Source organism: Sphaerochaeta pleomorpha str. Grapes, assembly GCF_000236685.1.
GTDB lineage: Bacteria > Spirochaetota > Spirochaetia > Sphaerochaetales > Sphaerochaetaceae > Sphaerochaeta > Sphaerochaeta pleomorpha.
Genome location: NC_016633.1, coordinates 75028 through 91900, shown reverse-complemented (window position 1 = coordinate 91900; position 16873 = coordinate 75028). Strand labels below are relative to the sequence as shown.

The following is a 16873-nucleotide window of genomic DNA, read 5'->3' as shown; positions in this document are numbered from 1 at the left end:
GGCTGCCCTTCTAAAGGACAATCATTGCCTTGTTCATTTGGGTATACAGCAACATCAGATTGCTGTTTTTCTACACTACGAGTATAGGTTTTTCACCTTTTGCCTTGACATACCCTATGATGGGAAAGCCTGTTTTCTCGCTATAGGCTTTGGCATCTTTGCCAGGCATGCTAAACAACAACCCGCCGGAAGTCTGTGGATCATACAGCACATCCTGCAGGCTCTGCCTGATAGAAGCTACCATATCTACACTTCCCCCGATATAGTCCCGGTTATTGTACAACCCTCCAGGATTCAAGCCCTGGATTGAGTATTCCTCAACAAAGGGAAGAATTGGTACCTTCTCGCTTTCAATCACCAGCTGTACATCACTTGCCACAGCCATTTCCTGGCTATGTCCAAGCAAGGAAAACCCGGTAATATCGGTAGCAGCATGGACTGTATAGCCAAGTGCTTCGTCCCTGGCATATTTGTTGAGGGTAACCATACTCTTGATAGCCGCACTGGCTGCCTCTTCGCTTGCCATGGAAGCCTTTACTGCAGTGTTGATTATCCCGACCCCAAGGCTTTTGGTTAACACCAGAAGGTCCCCTTCCTGTGCGCCTTTGTTGGCCCAGACTTCCCCTTCTTTGGCAAAGCCGGTAACACAGAGGCCATACTTAGGGGTAGGGTCGCTAATGGTGTGGCCGCCTGCAATCACGGCTCCGGCCTCATTTGCCTTATCGAGGCCCCCCAGCAGAATCTGATGCATTACCTCAAGCTCCAGGCAAGAGGGAAAGCACATCAGGTTCATGGCAATCTTCGGTTCACTCCCCATTGCATAGATGTCGCTGAGCGCATTTGCCGCTGCCACCTGCCCGAATGTATAAGGGTCATCTACCATGGGAGGAAAGAAATCGACAGTCTGAATGACCAAGGTCCCATTGTCCAAACGATAGACCAAAGCATCATCACTGTTTTCGAAACCACCGACGAGATGTTCGTCATGGACCAAGGGAAGGCTTCCCAATACCTCATGCAATTGGGCGGGGGGAAGCTTTGCCGCACACCCTGAGGTTTTTACCAATGAAGTAAGTTTTACCATGTTCATTCCTTTGCCTTGAAAAGTTGCTCGTAACCATCTCCCTTATCAAGGGAGAAAACACCTTCCAAGGCCTCATCAGAAAAGCCTATATCCCAGTGTTCTGCCTTGTAGCGGGCACAAGTGCCGCAGGAGGAAGACAAAACCCTGGGAACAGGCATCAGTATACATTCAAGGTTCTGCTTTTTAGCAAATTCCCTGAACTTAATAGCACCGAAATGGGTAAAGAAAGTAGCAATAAATAACATTAGGCCTTCGTCAGCACCAAGGACCAGCTATCGCCATCCTTCTCAGCTGCAACCTCGTACTTTGCAGCTTTCGCATACCTTGTCACATTTTCATACGCTGCCTGATTATCTACCAAGACAGTAACTTTTTCGATTTTCCTGTCCAAGACCTTTTTTGTTTCTATTACCGGCTGGGGACAGGAGAGTCCTCTTGCATCAATTTCCAACATATAATCACTCCTAATTAGTTTTAGCTTTGCGCATGACAGATGCAGAGATCAGAAAAATGACAGCAAACCCGACAAAAACAGCAATTTTGCCATTTGTGGTAGCTCCAGCTGCCGAAGAGGCAAGACCAAAGTTATGGGCAAAGGCTGCACCTACGAGCATACCAAGTACACTCATGGCACTGTCACTGCTACCCTCACCGGCGAGAATGGTCTGTCTCAGCGGACAACCCCCGATCAAAACCGAACCTAACCCAACCAAGGCCATGCCTAAGAAATTCCAAAGCCAATCGGTATGGGCAACCGGCTGGTTTGCAAAGGAAAGGTGAAAATCACCCGTAAAAAGGTTGAATACCAAAGCTGACAGAAATACGAACAGGGAACCCATTGCCAGGGTACTGTCTTTGAACAAGAAAATATCCCGAATCCCCCCGGCCATGCAGAAACGGTTTCTCTGGGCTAACATGCCTACAGCCAAACCTCCGATAAGGGCGAAAAGAATGGGTGCATGCAGACTTCCAGGACCTTTCTCGCTGAATTTCAACAAGGAGGGAATAAAAAGCAGGATTCCCAAAAGAGCAAGCGTGACAAACCCTATGGCAGATCCTTCAGCTTTACTCTGTTTATAGCTTCTCCCCAAGGAAAATCCCTTGTTCAGCAGAATCGAACCTATAACAATACCCCCGGCAAACCCGAATAAACCAACCAAGGCATTGAGATCACCGCCACTGAGACGAAGCAACATTCTAAAAGGACAACCCAGAAATACCAGAGCCCCGATCATGACAAAAAATGAGATGACAAACCGAATGAAGGGAGAAGAACCACCCCTGGGTTTGAACTCACCCTTTACCAGGCTAAGGAACATGGATCCAAGCAACAGTCCCATAACCTCTGGCCTTGCATATTGCACTACAGATGCAGAATGCAAAGACAGAGCCCCTGCGGTATCCCGGATAAAACAGGCAATGCAAAACCCCATGTTTTTTGGATTTCCCAACAAGACAAGAACTGCAGAAATAACCCCAATCGTCGTTCCTGCAATTATTAGATTTCGTTTTTCTTTCGACACAGCCATAAACACCCCTTCAATTTATGAAACATTCTGCAACAATTTAACCATTATTTATGCTAAAATGCAATGGAAATTTTTAATTTTTGGTGGTATTCTGTAGCCTATGCAAAGAATCTATCTTGACAACGCCTCGACCTCCTGGCCAAAAGCACCTGCAGTTGCCCAAAAAATGGCCAACTTCCTCACCAATTGCGGAAGCAATATCGCTCGAGGAGGATATGAAAGTGCCTATGACACCGCCATGGTTGTCCAGGAAACCAGACAACAACTCTGTACTCTCTTTGGGTTCTCCCATCCTGAATGCACCGTTTTTACCATGAATGTCACCCAGTCATTGAACATGCTCATCAAAGGCCTGTTTACTGCAGAAGACCATATACTGATAAGTTCCATGGAACACAATGCTGTCATGCGCCCGCTCGTGCAAAGTAAAATTCCTTTTTCCAAGATTCCCTGTGACAAGCAAGGTCGCCTTCACTTTGATGCGATTCGTCCTTTACTGCAGAAAAATACGAAGGCAATCATCATCACCCTGGCCTCCAATGTCTCGGGGACTGTAATGCCCATCGAGCAGGTAGCCTCACTTTGCAAGGAACTGGGAATCCTGTGTATTGTCGACACTGCCCAGGGAAGTCCTGTCTTCCCCATTCATATGGACCATATGGGTATAGACGCAGTAGCGTTCACCGGGCACAAGGGATTGCTCGGGCCCCAGGGAATCGGGGGCCTTTTGCTCTCACCCGAACTGGGAAGGGCAATTGACCCCTTGATCAGCGGGGGAACCGGAAGTTTCAGCGACAGCGAGGATATCCCCCCCCTGCTTCCTGACAGACTGGAGGCGGGAACGCTCAACCTCCCAGGTATCATAGGTCTCCATACCAGCCTTTCGTACCTGCAGGAAAACCATGACCGGCTCATCAGGCAAGAACAGAAAGCCAGTGCGGCTTTGCTCGATTTCTTTTTGTCAAACAATCTGATAGAGTTGAAGGGACTTGCTTCCCTTGAAGGAAGAACGAGTGCAATCAGCATCGATTTCCCTACCTTCGACAATGCTTTCATTGCATTTCGGTTACAAGAATTGGCAGGCATAGAGACTCGGGTAGGATTGCAATGTGCCCCGAGTGCCCACAGGACACTAGGAACGTTCCCCAAGGGAACCATACGGTTCAGCCCGGGGTATTTCACAACCGATAGCGAAATCGATGTTACCCTTGCCTCTTTGGCACAGGTCTTGAAAGAATTGAAAAGGAACAAATGATGGAAAACTATTACAATACGATGCTGAAAGCGTTGCAAACAGGCAATATAGTACGAAAGACCATTGTTTCCGGTCCGTATATTGGGGATGAAGCCCTCTATAGGGGAAATGCACAAATCGCAACCTACCAGCAGACTCCCCACTCGTTTGATACTGGGGAGGTACTTAGCGAGACTTTGGGGGCAAAGGTGCATTTGGTTCTCTGTGGCGGCGGCCACGTTGCCAAAGAACTCTATGCCTTAGCTGTCCTGATGGACATGGAAGTGTCCATACTTGATGAGCGGGAAGAATTCTGTAACAAAGAGCTTTATCCCAAAGCTGATTTACACTGTGCTCCTTTTTTGAAAACCCTCACTGAAAAACAGACCTGGGTAAAGCCCTATTATGTACTGGTTACCCGAGGCCATGGATTTGACCAGGTATGCCTGGAACAAACACTTGGCCTCCCCCATTCCTACATCGGGATGATCGGCAGTAAGAACAAGGTCAAGATAACCTTGGACAATCTGCGCAAAAAAGGATTCAGCGAGGACCTGCTTGCAACGGTGCACTCCCCTATCGGGCTTTCCATCGGTGCAATCACTGCCAGCGAGATTGCCATCAGTATCATGGCTGAGATTATCAGCGTATACCGCAAGGAAGAAAAAGCTGTACGGCTCGACCCGAAACTTTTGGAAAAACTTTCCCAAAGCAAAGGGTACATCCTGGCAAGGGTCATTGAAAAAACCGGTTCAGCCCCTTGTGATGTGGGTTTCCAGATAGCTATTTTTGCAGATGGGACCACCTCAGGTACGGTCGGTGGAGGTATGGTAGAGGCAAAGACCATCGAACATGCCCAAGAGATGCTATCTGCAAAAGCCAGCAGGGCTGAGATAATCCACTACAATCTGGATAGTAGCAAGGCAGGTTCGCTCGGTATGATCTGCGGCGGGGATGCAAAGATACTTTTTCAAGTCAGGTGATATCCTTTCTCGACCATCTCATAGGCAAACAATTCGTTGCTTATCTGTTCGTCGAAAGCGTAGTCCCAGCAACCCATCCTATGAAACGGTTTACCGCCAAAACCCATTTTGAAGGCATTCAGCCCATGCATGGGATGGGAAGGCTCGTCAGAGGGGGCTAAACCAAACAGGTCATATTGGGTACATCCCCATTTTTTTGCCAGGACAATGGCATTCCACTGCAATGCATAGGTACTCATGCTGTTCCTCATCCTTGAAGAAGAAGCCCCATACAGATAGGTTGCCCGGTTCGAAGACCGGGTAAGGAACATTGCAGAAAGCGGAACACCTTCCCATTCTGCCAATAGCAGGCAAAACCCCGCATGGATGTCCTTTGGCCCGAAGAATGAGGAAAAAAAGGAAAGGTCATGGAGGTTCAAGCCATTCCTCAGACAAGTCTCTTTATAGAGTTCGTAGAATATCGGAAGGTCTTCAAAGGTCCCTTCCCGCACCACCACACCTTTACGCTGGGCAAGGTGGATATTATACCGCGTCTTTCTATGCATCCGCGAAAGAATGGATTCTTCACTGCCGCACAGATCCAAAAGCAGGGTGTCAGGAGGAAGTTGATCCGAACAAGCCTTGCGCAGGACCTTTCTTTCAGTACCCCAATTGAGCCTGAGCTCTTGCAGGGAAGTATCCAAGTTATCGGCTTGCCACGGCCGTTGCCAGGGAAGATCAAACCGGAGCAAGGCACAATCCTTGGGAAGTTTTTCCCGTAATTGCTCTGAGAGTTCTTCCAAGAAGGGCCCCATCAAAGAATCGATGGGGTTGAGTACCGGTCCATAGGGAACATATCCCATGGAATAAGACCTTCCGATGGGAGCAAGCAAGACCAGCACATCATCAAGCAAATAGGAAGATCCACTCAATTGAAGCACATCGCTTGTACGGACTTTTATATCAAAGGCCCGTGCAGCGAATCCTTGGTTCTGTTTTACTTGGGACCAGAAAGAACTCTGGTGCAACAATGGCGTATCATACAGGGCCTCAGGGCTCTTCGCCTGTAGCATAAGATTCACGACACCCCCTCCTCGGTTTATGGTGGCAAACACTGGTACCTTACCACAAAACCTACAAAGGTTGTACCCTAGTTCAGCTTAGGCCTGACACTCTCAATAGTGAACACCATCCATTCGCAGATATTGGTCGCATGGTCCCCAAGCCTTTCCATTTCTTTGGTAAGATAGAAACACTGGTACAGGGCCACCCGCTCTTCATCGGTGGTGCTCTGGTAATCGAAAAGCAAATTGTTGATCATATCGCGTTTGGAATCGATCGTATCATCCATCTTAGCCACCATACGGGCAAGGTCAGAAGTCTGGCTATCCAAGGCATCGGCGACACTGCGGGCCATTTTCGCCCCGCAAAGGGCCATCTCGCAAATCTGGGAAACGATGAAATCAACCTCTTTGCTATGGGGAAGAGCACTGCCGACCTTGGCTAGATGCGAAGCATAGTCACCCATTCTTTCAATTTCACCTGCAATCTTCAAGTCAGAAATGGTCTGACGCAAAAAATGTGCATAGGGCCGTTCTGTGACGAGTAACATGATTCCTTCATGCTCGGCGGTATCGCGCAATGTATTGATGGCCTGGTCGTGGGCAATGATTTGGCTTGCCAGGGTAGTATCTCGTTTTCTGGTCGCATCGACAGCCAAAAACAAAGCGCCCTCTACTTCATTGAGCATCTGGACAAGCAACTCATGATAATATTGCAATTTCTCTTCCAACTGGGTTGTCTTCATTTCATTCCTCCCTATCAACCGAATTTTCCACTGATATAGTCTTCTGTACGCTTGTCCTTGGGATTCAGGAACAATTCCTGGGTATTACCATATTCCACCAAAAACCCACACCTGTTTTTATCTACCAGAAAGAAAGCAACATCATCACTGACCCGGGACGCCTGTTGCATATTATGGGTGACCACTACGATAGTATATTGCTTTTTCAAGCTTATCATCAAATCTTCGATCCGTGCAGTGGAAATCGGATCCAAGGCACTGGTCGGTTCATCCATTAAGACGACCTCAGGACCGGTAGCCAGGGTTCTTGCAATACAGAGACGTTGCTGCTGCCCACCGGAGAGACTCATGGCACTTTTCCCCAACCGGTCTTTCACGTCATCCCACAAGGCACTCTTTTTTAGACTATCCTCAACCAGGTCTGCGATATCGGATTTAGTATATCGTTTGAACAACCGGGGCCCATACGCTACGTTATCGAAAATACTCATAGGAAATGGATTGGGTTTCTGGAAAACCATCCCGACACGACGCCTTAGTTCCATAGGCTCATAGTCTGTTATCAGATTCTTGCCGCCAAACAAGACTGTCCCTGTTGTGGTGACATTGCCGATAAGGTCGTTCATTCTGTTCAACACCCGGAGAAAAGTAGATTTCCCACAACCAGAAGGCCCGATAAAGGCAGTGATCGCCTGTTCCTCAATCTTAATATTTACATCTTTGAGTGCTTGTGTCTGACCATAAAACAGGTCCAAGTGCTCTACTTCGAACAAACTCATCTCAACTCCTTTCTAGAAAACAGCCGGGCTATGCGATTGGTTATCAAGACAATAACCATCAGAACCAGCGAGGCTGCAAAAGCCCCATCAAGGCCCCTTCCCTCGCTCACCGTAAGATAGATATGCATTGCCAGAGATCTTGCAGGGCTGAACAAGCCATTGGCAACCTCTGTTCCGCTACCTATCGTATACAATAGGGCTGCAGTCTCACCCGCTGCCCTTCCGATTGCCAATATGATGCCACCGATGATCCCTTCCCTTGCATTGGGAATACTTATTTTTAGGATTGTTTCAATCTTCGTTGCCCCAAGGGCAATGGAGCCATCAAAGAGACTTGCATCCACACTCTTAATTGCTTCCTGGCTTGTTCGGATGATTGTTGGACAAATCATCAGGGCAATTGTCAAACTGCCGCTTATCAGGCTGAAGCTCCATCCAAACGTCTGCACGAAAACCAAAAGGCCGAATAGACCAAATATGATTGAAGGAACCGATGCAAGCAAATCGATACCGCTTTGGATGATGAAAAGCAGTTTTCCCTTGTGCGCATAGAGACTCAGGTAAATGGCTGCCCCGAGGCCCACAGGGGCTGCAAAGAGGATGGAAAGCAGAATCATAAAAAAGGTGTTCACGATAATTGACCCGATACCACCATATTTACCCCCTTGGATAGCAGAGCTTGCCATGAACCGGAGGGTAAGGTTTTTTTCCATGTGGGTACTTCTTATACTCAGCAGTTCCACATCGCTATGGCTATATGCAAGGTTGGCCTCAGTGACAAAATAGCCACCTTCAGTCTGGAAAAGTTGCTCAAAGCTGGTGCAACGTACCACACGCAAATCAGACCCGTTGAGATCGGACCAGTTCATGATAGACCCGTTCTCAAGCCTATCAATATCCAAGGCATCCACAATACCGACTTTCTTGTTATTTACAAGTGTAGTAACGGTTTTATTGACTGCCACGACCGTTGCAGAAAGTTCAACCCTGCTTAAACCGGAAGCCTTGCCTTGGGAGGTTTTGGCAATAAAAAGGCTCCCGTTCGCACGGGCTATCCCTTTGTCCCCAAACTCGACAACCTTGGCAGTTTCTGCTATCGATGCCTCGCTTAGGGCAAAATACTCTGCAATGACCGGTAAGGAGGAGCGATCTACAAAAAGCTGAATATCGTCATCATATCCACTCACACTTCGCATGGAGTAGATTTTCCCATCCAGGATATCCCGCACTTGTTCCCACGACATTCGCTTGATATGGGAATCACCGCTGAAGACAGAAACAACCTGGTCCTTCGATTCCTTGTAGGGACTAATGGTAATAGCATCCTTAACAAGCCCCTTGAAGGTAAGGTATCCGATGAGAAACACCAGGATAAACAAAGTGGAGAATGCAAGGGTTTTGATGATAGCAAGGGCAATAGTGTTTGTCCTGATTCGTTTATCTGCCATTGTTTTTATCCTTTCCCAGTTTCATTACCAGGATATTGAGTGCCAGGACACAGATAAACAAGAGAATTGCGGTAGCAAAGAGTGCCTGCAGGTGTGTCCCTGCAGCATAGCTCATATCGGTAACGATGTTCATGGTAAGGGTTCGGCCCATGGAAGCGAGGTTCTTGGGGAACAAAGGAGAGTTTCCACCGACAAGCAATACTGCAGTTGTCTCTCCGACCGCCCTTCCGACGCCCATTACCAACGCTGTCACAATCCCTGATCTGCTTGCAGGCAGTACTACACCCTTGATAGTCTGCCAGGTTGTGGCACCCATCGCAACCGAAGCCCATTTCAAGTCATCCCGTACACTTCTGATAGAGACTTCGCTCACACTGATTATTGTAGGGAGAATCATGACTGACAAAACGATTGCACAGGAGAGAATACTATAGCCGTTTCCTCCGAACAGGGAACGAACAATGGGAACAATCACTACCATACCTACCAGTCCATAGATAATCGAAGGAATCGAAGCAAGCAACTCAATGGCACTACGCAGCAAACTGGCGGTCTTTCCCTTTGCAAACAATGCCAGATAGATTGAGGTAGACAATGCTATGGGCATAGCAAATACCAGCGCCAGAACGGTAACTACCGTCGTATTGAAAAAGAACGTAAGGATACCGAAATTAGGGACGTCCCCAGTCGGACTCCAATCAGTTGAAAACAGGAATTGTACCAGGGGAACCTTTGAAAACATAGGAAGCCCCTGGGAGACGATAAAGCCTCCCAGAAGCAATACGGCAAAAGAGCATACAAGCGCACTGATGGTAATTACTACAGTCGATGTCTGATCTAAGGTTTTTCTTTTTTCCATACTGTTACAGGCTTACGAATCCAGCTTCGCTTACGATAGCCTGGCCCTTCTTGGAAACCAGGAAGTCGAAGAAGCTTTTCTGGATGCTCCCCGCTACAAAATCGCCGGCGGTAACTACATACAGTTCGCGCCTGATCGGGTAGCTCCCGTTCTTGACGTTACTTTCCGAGGGGTTGACCCCGTCAATAGAGAGGATTGTACCACCTTTCTCAGTTACCAGGTGGTTGAACGCCATCCCGATATACCCGATTGAATCGGTAGTGGAAGCAATCTTGGCAGCAAGCTCCCCGTTCTCCCGGGCCACAATCGCATTCTTGCTTGGGCTTTTCTTCTGGGAGTCAAGGACAATTTCCTTGAAGGAACCATAGGTGCCGCTACTTTCGTCACGGACGACCAACACGATCTTCGCGTCGTTGCCGCCCACTTCCTTCCAGTTGGTAATCTCACCGGCAAAGATGGCAGAGAGCTGCTTCATCGTCAGATTGGCGATGCCTACCGAGGAGTTGGTTGCTACACTGAGCGCATCGAGGGCGATTGTATGGGGGATCAAACCTGCCTCGACTTCAGCACTCTTCAGTTCCCTGGAAGAACCTGCAAGGCTCAAGGTACCTTCCTGCAGTTGCTTGAGACCGACTGAAGACCCGAGGGTCTCATAGCTCAGTTTCACTTTTGGATTGTCTTTCTGGTAGGCTTCGATCGCAGCCTCAGCCACGGGGGCAACCGTGGACGAACCCCCGAACGTATATTCTTCGACAGCTTTCGTCTCTTTTGAACCGGTTGCAAGAATCGGGGAAATCGCAAGCGCAAGGACCATGAGGATAATTGTCATTTTTTTCATAGAATTTCGTTTCTCCTTGTGTGGAGCTTGAAGTCAAATTGCAAGCAAGGCATCAAGAATATATGAAAATTCTGTTAATAAGTCTTTTCTCTTTCTTTGAACAGGAGTACGTTTAAGCAAGGAGGCTACATGGCAAAGAAAATTTCTTTCTATCGATGCAATGTGTGCAATAGTGTAGTAGAAGTCGTCGAGGATGGTGGCCATAGCCTTGCTTGCTGCAACCAACCGATGGAACTATTAAAAGCCAAAGTCTCTGGGGAAGGTCAGGAATACCATATCCCTGAGATCCGCCATCAGAATGGACTCTTATATGTAAACGTGGGAGCAAAGATGCACCCACAGTCAGAAGGCCATCATATTTCATTTATCACATTTGTAACCAAACAGACAATACGGAGAAGCAACCTTAAGAATGATGGACCGGCAACCGCCGTATTTACTGACAAGGACCATGGAGATGTATATGCATATTGCAACATACACGGAATCTGGAAAACCTCTTTCTGATTCTTTGCTCATCATAATCGATATGCAAAAGGATTTTGTAACCGGCCCCCTTGGATCAAGGGAGGCACAGCAACTGGTACCCAAGCTTATCGACAAAATTAAAAAGACAGAAAAACAGCTATGGTTTACCCTGGACACCCATACACAGGATTACCTTCACACCCCTGAAGGCTTGAAACTACCGGTTCCCCATTGCATCAAGGGAACCGAAGGGCATGATATTATCGATGAACTGCTTCCCTATTTCCAATCCGCCAGGGTTTTTGAAAAACCCACCTTCGGTTCGGTAGAGATGGCAAAGCAGATTGCGGCTATGCCGGAAATCAAGAAAGTTGAGTTGGCAGGGGTCTGTACAGATATCTGTGTCATCTCGAATGCACTGCTTATAAAAGCCTTTCGACCTGACATTGAAATTTCTGTTGATGCGGAAAACTGTGCAGGTTCCACGGTAGAAAACCATACTGCCGCCTTGATTTCCATGGCTTGTTGCCAAATTGAAATAATGTAAAATAATTTTTGCCTTTCTCAATAGACAAAAGACGATGCCCCTTGTACCATAAATAGACAGACAATCGCAGAAGGAGTCTTTTGATGGAACAATGCTTATCGTATGTTTTGATTACCCCGTACACGGTCGCAAAAAGCCGCACAGGAGGGGTTCTTTCGCGCTTATTGTCCCGCATCGACCTTGAATTGGTCGGGGCTCAGATGATTGCCATGGATCAAAAAATCGCAAGCGAGTATGCCGAGCTCATACGAAAACGAGAAAAATCAGAGGGGTTCAAATCCTCACCGTTGCTTGCCGATTATGTAGAAAAAAACCTAGGTCCCTCAAAAGGTGTGCGCCACCGTTCCCTGTTACTCGTTTTCCAGGGCTCCAACCCCTGTGCCCAACTGGCAAATGTTTGCGGAAACTTCCAAGGGGAAAACAGCAGGGTGGAAATGCTCACCGGTGAATCGATCAGGGATACCTATGCTGATTTGGTTTTTGAGGACGAGAAATGTGAGAAGGTATCCTATTTCGAACCGGGAGTCTTGACTGCCCAGACCCAAGAGGAAGCCGATGCTACCTTCAAATTGATCTCTTCTTGGCTTGTAACCCAGAGCAATATCATCGAAAACCTTCCATTATCGGAACGGAAAGGCACTGAGAGAACCCTTGCTATTATCAAACCGGATAACTGGAAATATGCGTCATCCCGTCCCGGGATGATTATCGATATGTTTTCCAGGACTGGATTGCGTATTGTGGGGATTAAGGTTTTGAGAATGTCTGTAGCCCAGGCCTTGGAATTCTATGGCCCTATCAAGGAAAATCTCAAAAACAAACTGGCACCGATCTATGGCATGCAGGCTAAAGAACTTTTGGAAAGCGAATTCAATGTTATCCTTAACAATAATATCCAAGAGATTCTTGCTACGAGCTTTGGGGCAACCTATGCCGAGGAGCAATTTGAAAGAATCGTAGATTTCATGTCAGGTATCCGTCCCAGTGCCTGCCCTCCAGAGGATTTGCAGAAACCAGGACTGGTCAAATGCATGGTCCTGATATACGAAGGGGTCGATGCAGTAAAAAAAATCAGGGATATTTTGGGACCAACTGATCCCACAAAGGCTCCCGCGGGAACAATCAGGCGTGATTTCGGAACAAATATCAGGGTGAATGCAGCACATGCTTCCGATTCCAAGGAAAATGCCATTCGAGAAATGAAAATCCTCGGACTCATGGAAAACAGTTGTGCGAAAATAGTCCAGGAATACATCAACCAGCTCTCATAGGATTGTCTTTGCTTGTCATAGGCGTTTTTCCCCTTCAAGGGCACGAAGACGCGTGGCATCCTGTGTTACTTCCAAGGTACCAAGATAGGTACCTTGGTTGTTTTTTACGGCAAAGTATTCAATATGGATAAAACGCCCCTGTACGGTGAGATAGAATTCTGCAGAATCTTTGCTTCCGTCCTTGAAAGAGGATAGTATTGCTTCAACCGTTTGAACACTTTTCATAGGGTGGCAGTTTTGCACCAGCCTTTTTAGTACTGCCGGGCTCCGAGGAAAAATCCTGTGTGGAGGATCAGAGTAGAAGGCTACCTTGTCATCTGCAGTGATGAAGGCGATATCAAGGGGAAGCAATTTAAAAATTGCTTCTAGTTCTCCAAACGCCAACGAACCGGTATTCGAGACAAAACGTGCAAGAGAGACACCTTTTACCAAGGAATTCTCTTTTTCATATTCCTGGGAAATAGCTCGGTAGGCAACGGGAAACAAAACCCTTGTTTCACGATATACCAGAATCTCTACCAAGGAAAAAAACTTTCCGAACAGTTTCCAGAATTCATCCATTGACAGGGAAGTATCAAACTGAATGATTTTTTTCTGTGCATCCAGTACCAGGTCCTGGATACTCCACATCAATTTGACACAGGCATGGTCAACGGTAGCTTTTTCGAATAAAGGAAACAACTCGTTCTGCAAGGCAGTATAGTGGGAATTGAGCAAGCCAAAGGATGCGACAAAGTTGACCAAAACTTCCCTATTAAGGGTTTTCAAATGAACTTGTTTTGATAAGACTTGTAGTGCAGAACACAAGGCAGCAATAGCAGTATTCTCTGCAGAAAGTCGGCTAAGTATATGCGACGGGGGATAGGCAGCCACTATTTGGCTGTCAAGCGATTTTCCGACCGAACGAAAAAACCTCGAAACAGGCAGCATGTAATCAGAAAAAGAAGTAGCCCCTGCAAGAACGATAGAAAGGGCTTTGTTCACTTCAAAGGGAGTGGCAGTTTCCAAAATGTCTCTATAGGAATCATAATTCTCTTTTTCACAGATCCCTGTACAAAGGATTTGAAGATATTGGACCAGCTTTTCTACCCTAGGATTTCCTGTTTTTATAAGTTCCATGCTTTCCCCTGTTTATTTTCTATACGAAGTTTCGTAACGTTCTTTCCACCTGGCACCTTCAAAAAGCACACCCCGCAATTCAGTCTCCAGTAATGCTGCCTTTTCCAGCATCTCTTGAGAATATCCCTCATTGAGCAGGCTTTGTACTTGTGCGGCGAGAGTCTGAGCCACGGTAGCCCCGATCGAACCGCAGGCCCCTTTGATTTTATGCACGGTTTCAAAGGCTTGGATATATTGATTGGCCTTAATCTGGGTCATCAAGAGAACGCTTTCCTGCTCATATTCTTGTAAGAACGAACTTATCACCAGGTTGTATAGATGAGTATCCCCCCCTACCCTTAGCAACCCTTCATCAATATCGATACATCTGGTACCTGCCTCGAAAACCCGATAATTGATTATCAACTCACTACTGATCTGGATCAATTCATCAGGATTGTAGGGTTTGCCAAGAAACTCAGAGGCACCCAACCCCAAAGCCCGCGTTTTTGCAATTTCAAGGAGGTCAGCCGAGGTTATTACAATAGGAATTCTCTTGTTCAAACTCCGTATCATGGCCAAGGCTTCATATCCATTCATTACATCCATGTGCAAATCGAGTAGGATAAGATCGACTTCATCCCCCATTTGCTTGAAATACTCCACCCCTTCTTTTCCATTGGAGGCAAGGGTTACCTGAAATCCACTCCTTGTTAAAACCTCGTTGCAAATAATCTGGTTGATTTTGTTATCCTCGACAACCAAAACGCGATAGTGCGTGTCTTTGATACGCACTATCTCTGGTTCAGGAACGGGGGAAGGAAGACTATCCTCAGGAAGAAACAATCCAAGCATTGCGTTATAAAAAACTGAACTGTTGACAGGTAAGGACAAAACCAAATCAGGGCCATTATCACTATCCTTACTCTCCAAGGGGTTGAAATTGCTATCATCTTCAAGAAGCAACAGGGTTTTTACAGTAGGCTTGGTCTTGTTCTTGTTCTTTCCTGCCAAAAAATCGAGCAATTGCCTGGGCCTTGTATTCCAAGAAACGGCATCCATAATCAATAGGCAATAGGGAGTTACTGCCTCATAGGAATCGGCTTCAAGCAAGGATATAGCCAAGCGCTCCGAGTCGACCAAATCATATTTAATTTTATAGGAAGTCAACAAGGATCCTACGGCAGCAACCGATTCCTTGTTCTTGACTACCAGCAAAGCGTGCCTGCAATCGAGACGGAGAGAAGTAGCACAATCATTGCATCCTGACGATTCCTCCTGGTGGTCAATTTTGAAAGGAAGCGCAACGGTAAAGGTGCATCCTTTGCCTAGTTCACAGAAAACATCGATGGTCCCCTGCATGAGGGTAACCAAGCCTTTCACAATGGAAAGCCCTAACCCGGATCCTCCAAATCGACGGGAAATGGAATCATCGGCTTGGGTGAAAGGTTGGAATATTCCTTCAACCTGCTGCGCTGTCATGCCAATACCGGTATCTTGAATCGCAATGACAATGATACAGTGGTCATTCTCTTTAAGTTGCACTGATACATGTACATCAATGCTTCCCTGTAGGGTAAATTTCATGGCATTGTGAATAAGGTTGGTAAGAATCTGTGAAAGCTTTCCGCTATCCCCTCTCAGAACCAAGGGAACATCTTCATCGATACGAACATGAACCTTCAGTTTCTTTTGCTTCGCTGCCCAATCTTCCAACGATAGAATTTCCCTGATTATCTCATCAAGGTGAAAATGAATTTCTTGCAAGGCAAGGCAATGTTCATCAATCCTCGAGTATTCGAGAATATCATTTATAAGGGAAAGCATTGTATGGGTTGCCCCCGAAATGATGGATAGATATCTCCTCTGGGTTATTGAAAGCTCTGATTTTTCCAATAGATAGGTAGTCCCATTGATTCCGTTCAAGGGAGTCCTGATTTCATGGGAAATCCTTGCCATAAGACGCGATTTTTCTTTATCTGCAAACTCGGCTTTCTGCTTTTCGATTTCCAAATCCTTTTGCGTATTGTCCTTATTGATAATTTCCTGTTTCAGTTTTCTGATCCAAAAGACCGAAACCAAGGCCACAAAGAGAATCAAGGCACCAGCGAATAGGGAAATGCGTATGGCAAGGGAATAATCCGTAGGTTTTTCCACAAGAATCCAATGGTCGAAAATTTCATTGAATTCTTGCTCGGATATTGACTGTACCCCTTTTTCTATTATTGAAGCCAACAAAGACCAATCTTTGCGGACGGCAAAACTCAATTGTTGCTCAGGTTCTTGCTTCAGGGGAATGAATTTCAATTCCGAAAGGCCCAGTTTCCTTGCCCAATAAATCGAAGAGGTTTCGTTGCCTATGTAGGCAACCTCCTCTCCTCTGTTTACCGCAAGCAGTGCTTTCTCAACGTTTTCATACTGTCGTTTTCCGATAAGGGGATAGTCGTTGAGAAAACCTTCCCAGAAGGTATTTACTTGCACAGCGACCTGACGATTGAAAAGGTCTTCAATACCTTTGATACTGGTATTTGTATTCTTTATGACAATGGACTGCTGAAAAGAGATGTAGGGACTTGTAAACGTCAGATACTGTTTCCGGTCCTCGGTAATTGCCACCGCTGGCAGCAGGTCGATTTCCTGTATCTTTGCTTTTTCAACCGTATCGTCCCAACCCAATGCAGAATCATAGGTAAAGGACAAACCTGTGTTTGCAGCAATCAATGCAAGAATCTCAGAAGAAATTCCCGAATAGGTACCATTACTGTCAATAAATTCAAACGGGACGAATTCACGGTCTATTCCGATGCGGATTGTCGGATGTGCTGAAATAAAAGCTGCCTCATCCAAGGACAATGCAACAGATGCGGAAAAACAAACCGAAGGAACCATGCACAACGTGCATATAAGACAAATGCACAGTTTGTTTGCAATTCCTTTCGGCATATGACT

The 16873-nt window shown here is 46.5% G+C and carries 17 protein-coding genes; 5 read left to right on the top strand and 12 right to left on the bottom strand.

Annotation, left to right across the window (positions count from 1 at the left end; all coding sequences use genetic code 11):
• Positions 1–70: 70 nt before the first annotated feature.
• From selD to yedE, 4 genes are read right to left on the bottom strand one after another with little or no spacing between them, the layout of a single operon-like run.
• Complete coding sequence (gene selD / locus SPIGRAPES_RS00435) at positions 71–1090, bottom strand: selenide, water dikinase SelD (protein WP_041384344.1); 1020 nt, start codon at positions 1088–1090, stop codon at positions 71–73.
• Complete coding sequence (locus SPIGRAPES_RS00430) at positions 1087–1329, bottom strand: putative Se/S carrier protein (protein ID WP_014268800.1); 243 nt, start codon at positions 1327–1329, stop codon at positions 1087–1089. The genes selD and SPIGRAPES_RS00430 overlap by 4 nt, the downstream gene beginning before the upstream one ends.
• On the bottom strand, positions 1329–1538 hold the full coding sequence (locus SPIGRAPES_RS00425) for a sulfurtransferase TusA family protein (RefSeq protein WP_014268799.1): 210 nt from the start codon (positions 1536–1538) through the stop codon (positions 1329–1331). Before SPIGRAPES_RS00425 ends, SPIGRAPES_RS00430 begins: the two co-directional genes overlap by 1 nt.
• A 10-nt stretch (positions 1539–1548) precedes the next feature.
• Positions 1549–2613 (bottom strand): YedE family putative selenium transporter, encoded by a 1065-nt coding sequence (gene yedE, locus SPIGRAPES_RS00420; protein WP_014268798.1) that lies wholly within the window; start codon positions 2611–2613, stop codon positions 1549–1551.
• Positions 2614–2713: 100 nt separating this feature from the next.
• On the opposite strand from yedE, the gene SPIGRAPES_RS00415 reads away from it, so the two are divergent.
• Together SPIGRAPES_RS00415 and SPIGRAPES_RS00410 are read left to right on the top strand one after the other, a co-directional pair.
• A complete protein-coding gene (locus SPIGRAPES_RS00415; RefSeq protein WP_014268797.1) occupies positions 2714–3868 on the top strand; it encodes an aminotransferase class V-fold PLP-dependent enzyme in 1155 nt (384 codons plus the stop codon).
• Positions 3865–4830, top strand: a complete 966-nt coding sequence (locus tag SPIGRAPES_RS00410) for an XdhC family protein (RefSeq protein ID WP_155816632.1) — start codon at positions 3865–3867, stop codon at positions 4828–4830. Before SPIGRAPES_RS00415 ends, SPIGRAPES_RS00410 begins: the two co-directional genes overlap by 4 nt.
• On the opposite strand, the gene SPIGRAPES_RS00405 is transcribed toward SPIGRAPES_RS00410, so the two are convergent.
• The 6 genes from SPIGRAPES_RS00405 to SPIGRAPES_RS00380 all read right to left on the bottom strand — a co-directional run bounded on the left by SPIGRAPES_RS00405 (position 4818) and on the right by SPIGRAPES_RS00380 (position 10540).
• Positions 4818–5882 carry a lipid II:glycine glycyltransferase FemX gene (locus SPIGRAPES_RS00405; protein ID WP_041384781.1) on the bottom strand — a complete coding sequence of 355 codons (1065 nt, stop codon included), beginning with the start codon at positions 5880–5882 and terminating at the stop codon, positions 4818–4820. The two genes, SPIGRAPES_RS00410 and SPIGRAPES_RS00405, sit on opposite strands and share 13 nt — an antisense overlap.
• Positions 5883–5959: 77 nt before the next feature.
• On the bottom strand, positions 5960–6616 hold the full coding sequence (phoU, locus tag SPIGRAPES_RS00400; protein ID WP_014268794.1) for a phosphate signaling complex protein PhoU: 657 nt from the start codon (positions 6614–6616) through the stop codon (positions 5960–5962).
• Between the two features lie 14 nt (positions 6617–6630).
• Entirely contained in the window at positions 6631–7395 is a 765-nt protein-coding gene (gene pstB / locus SPIGRAPES_RS00395; protein WP_014268793.1) for a phosphate ABC transporter ATP-binding protein PstB, read from the bottom strand.
• A complete protein-coding gene (pstA, locus tag SPIGRAPES_RS16355; protein ID WP_014268792.1) occupies positions 7392–8843 on the bottom strand; it encodes a phosphate ABC transporter permease PstA in 1452 nt (483 codons plus the stop codon). The genes pstB and pstA overlap by 4 nt, the downstream gene beginning before the upstream one ends.
• Positions 8833–9702, bottom strand: coding sequence for a phosphate ABC transporter permease subunit PstC (gene pstC / locus SPIGRAPES_RS00385; protein ID WP_014268791.1), 870 nt, complete (start codon positions 9700–9702; stop codon positions 8833–8835). Before pstC ends, pstA begins: the two co-directional genes overlap by 11 nt.
• Positions 9703–9706: 4 nt before the next feature.
• Positions 9707–10540 carry a phosphate ABC transporter substrate-binding protein gene (locus SPIGRAPES_RS00380; protein ID WP_014268790.1) on the bottom strand — a complete coding sequence of 278 codons (834 nt, stop codon included), beginning with the start codon at positions 10538–10540 and terminating at the stop codon, positions 9707–9709.
• Between the two features lie 129 nt (positions 10541–10669).
• Here SPIGRAPES_RS00380 and SPIGRAPES_RS00375 point away from each other — a divergent pair, with 129 nt between their 5' ends.
• The 3 genes from SPIGRAPES_RS00375 (at position 10670) to SPIGRAPES_RS00365 (ending at position 12826) form a co-directional block, all read left to right on the top strand.
• Complete coding sequence (locus SPIGRAPES_RS00375) at positions 10670–11047, top strand: desulfoferrodoxin family protein (RefSeq protein WP_014268789.1); 378 nt, start codon at positions 10670–10672, stop codon at positions 11045–11047.
• Entirely contained in the window at positions 11004–11555 is a 552-nt protein-coding gene (locus SPIGRAPES_RS00370; RefSeq protein WP_014268788.1) for a cysteine hydrolase family protein, read from the top strand. The genes SPIGRAPES_RS00375 and SPIGRAPES_RS00370 overlap by 44 nt, the downstream gene beginning before the upstream one ends.
• Before the next feature lie 83 nt (positions 11556–11638).
• On the top strand, positions 11639–12826 hold the full coding sequence (locus SPIGRAPES_RS00365; RefSeq protein WP_014268787.1) for a nucleoside-diphosphate kinase: 1188 nt from the start codon (positions 11639–11641) through the stop codon (positions 12824–12826).
• Between the two features lie 15 nt (positions 12827–12841).
• Here SPIGRAPES_RS00365 and SPIGRAPES_RS16350 read toward each other — a convergent pair whose 3' ends face one another.
• Together SPIGRAPES_RS16350 and SPIGRAPES_RS00355 are read right to left on the bottom strand one after the other, a co-directional pair.
• Positions 12842–13945 (bottom strand): PAS domain-containing protein, encoded by a 1104-nt coding sequence (locus SPIGRAPES_RS16350; protein ID WP_014268786.1) that lies wholly within the window; start codon positions 13943–13945, stop codon positions 12842–12844.
• Positions 13946–13957: 12 nt separating this feature from the next.
• Positions 13958–16867: an ATP-binding protein gene (locus tag SPIGRAPES_RS00355; protein ID WP_014268785.1), complete on the bottom strand. Its 2910-nt coding sequence runs from the start codon at positions 16865–16867 to the stop codon at positions 13958–13960.
• Positions 16868–16873 lie beyond the last annotated feature (6 nt).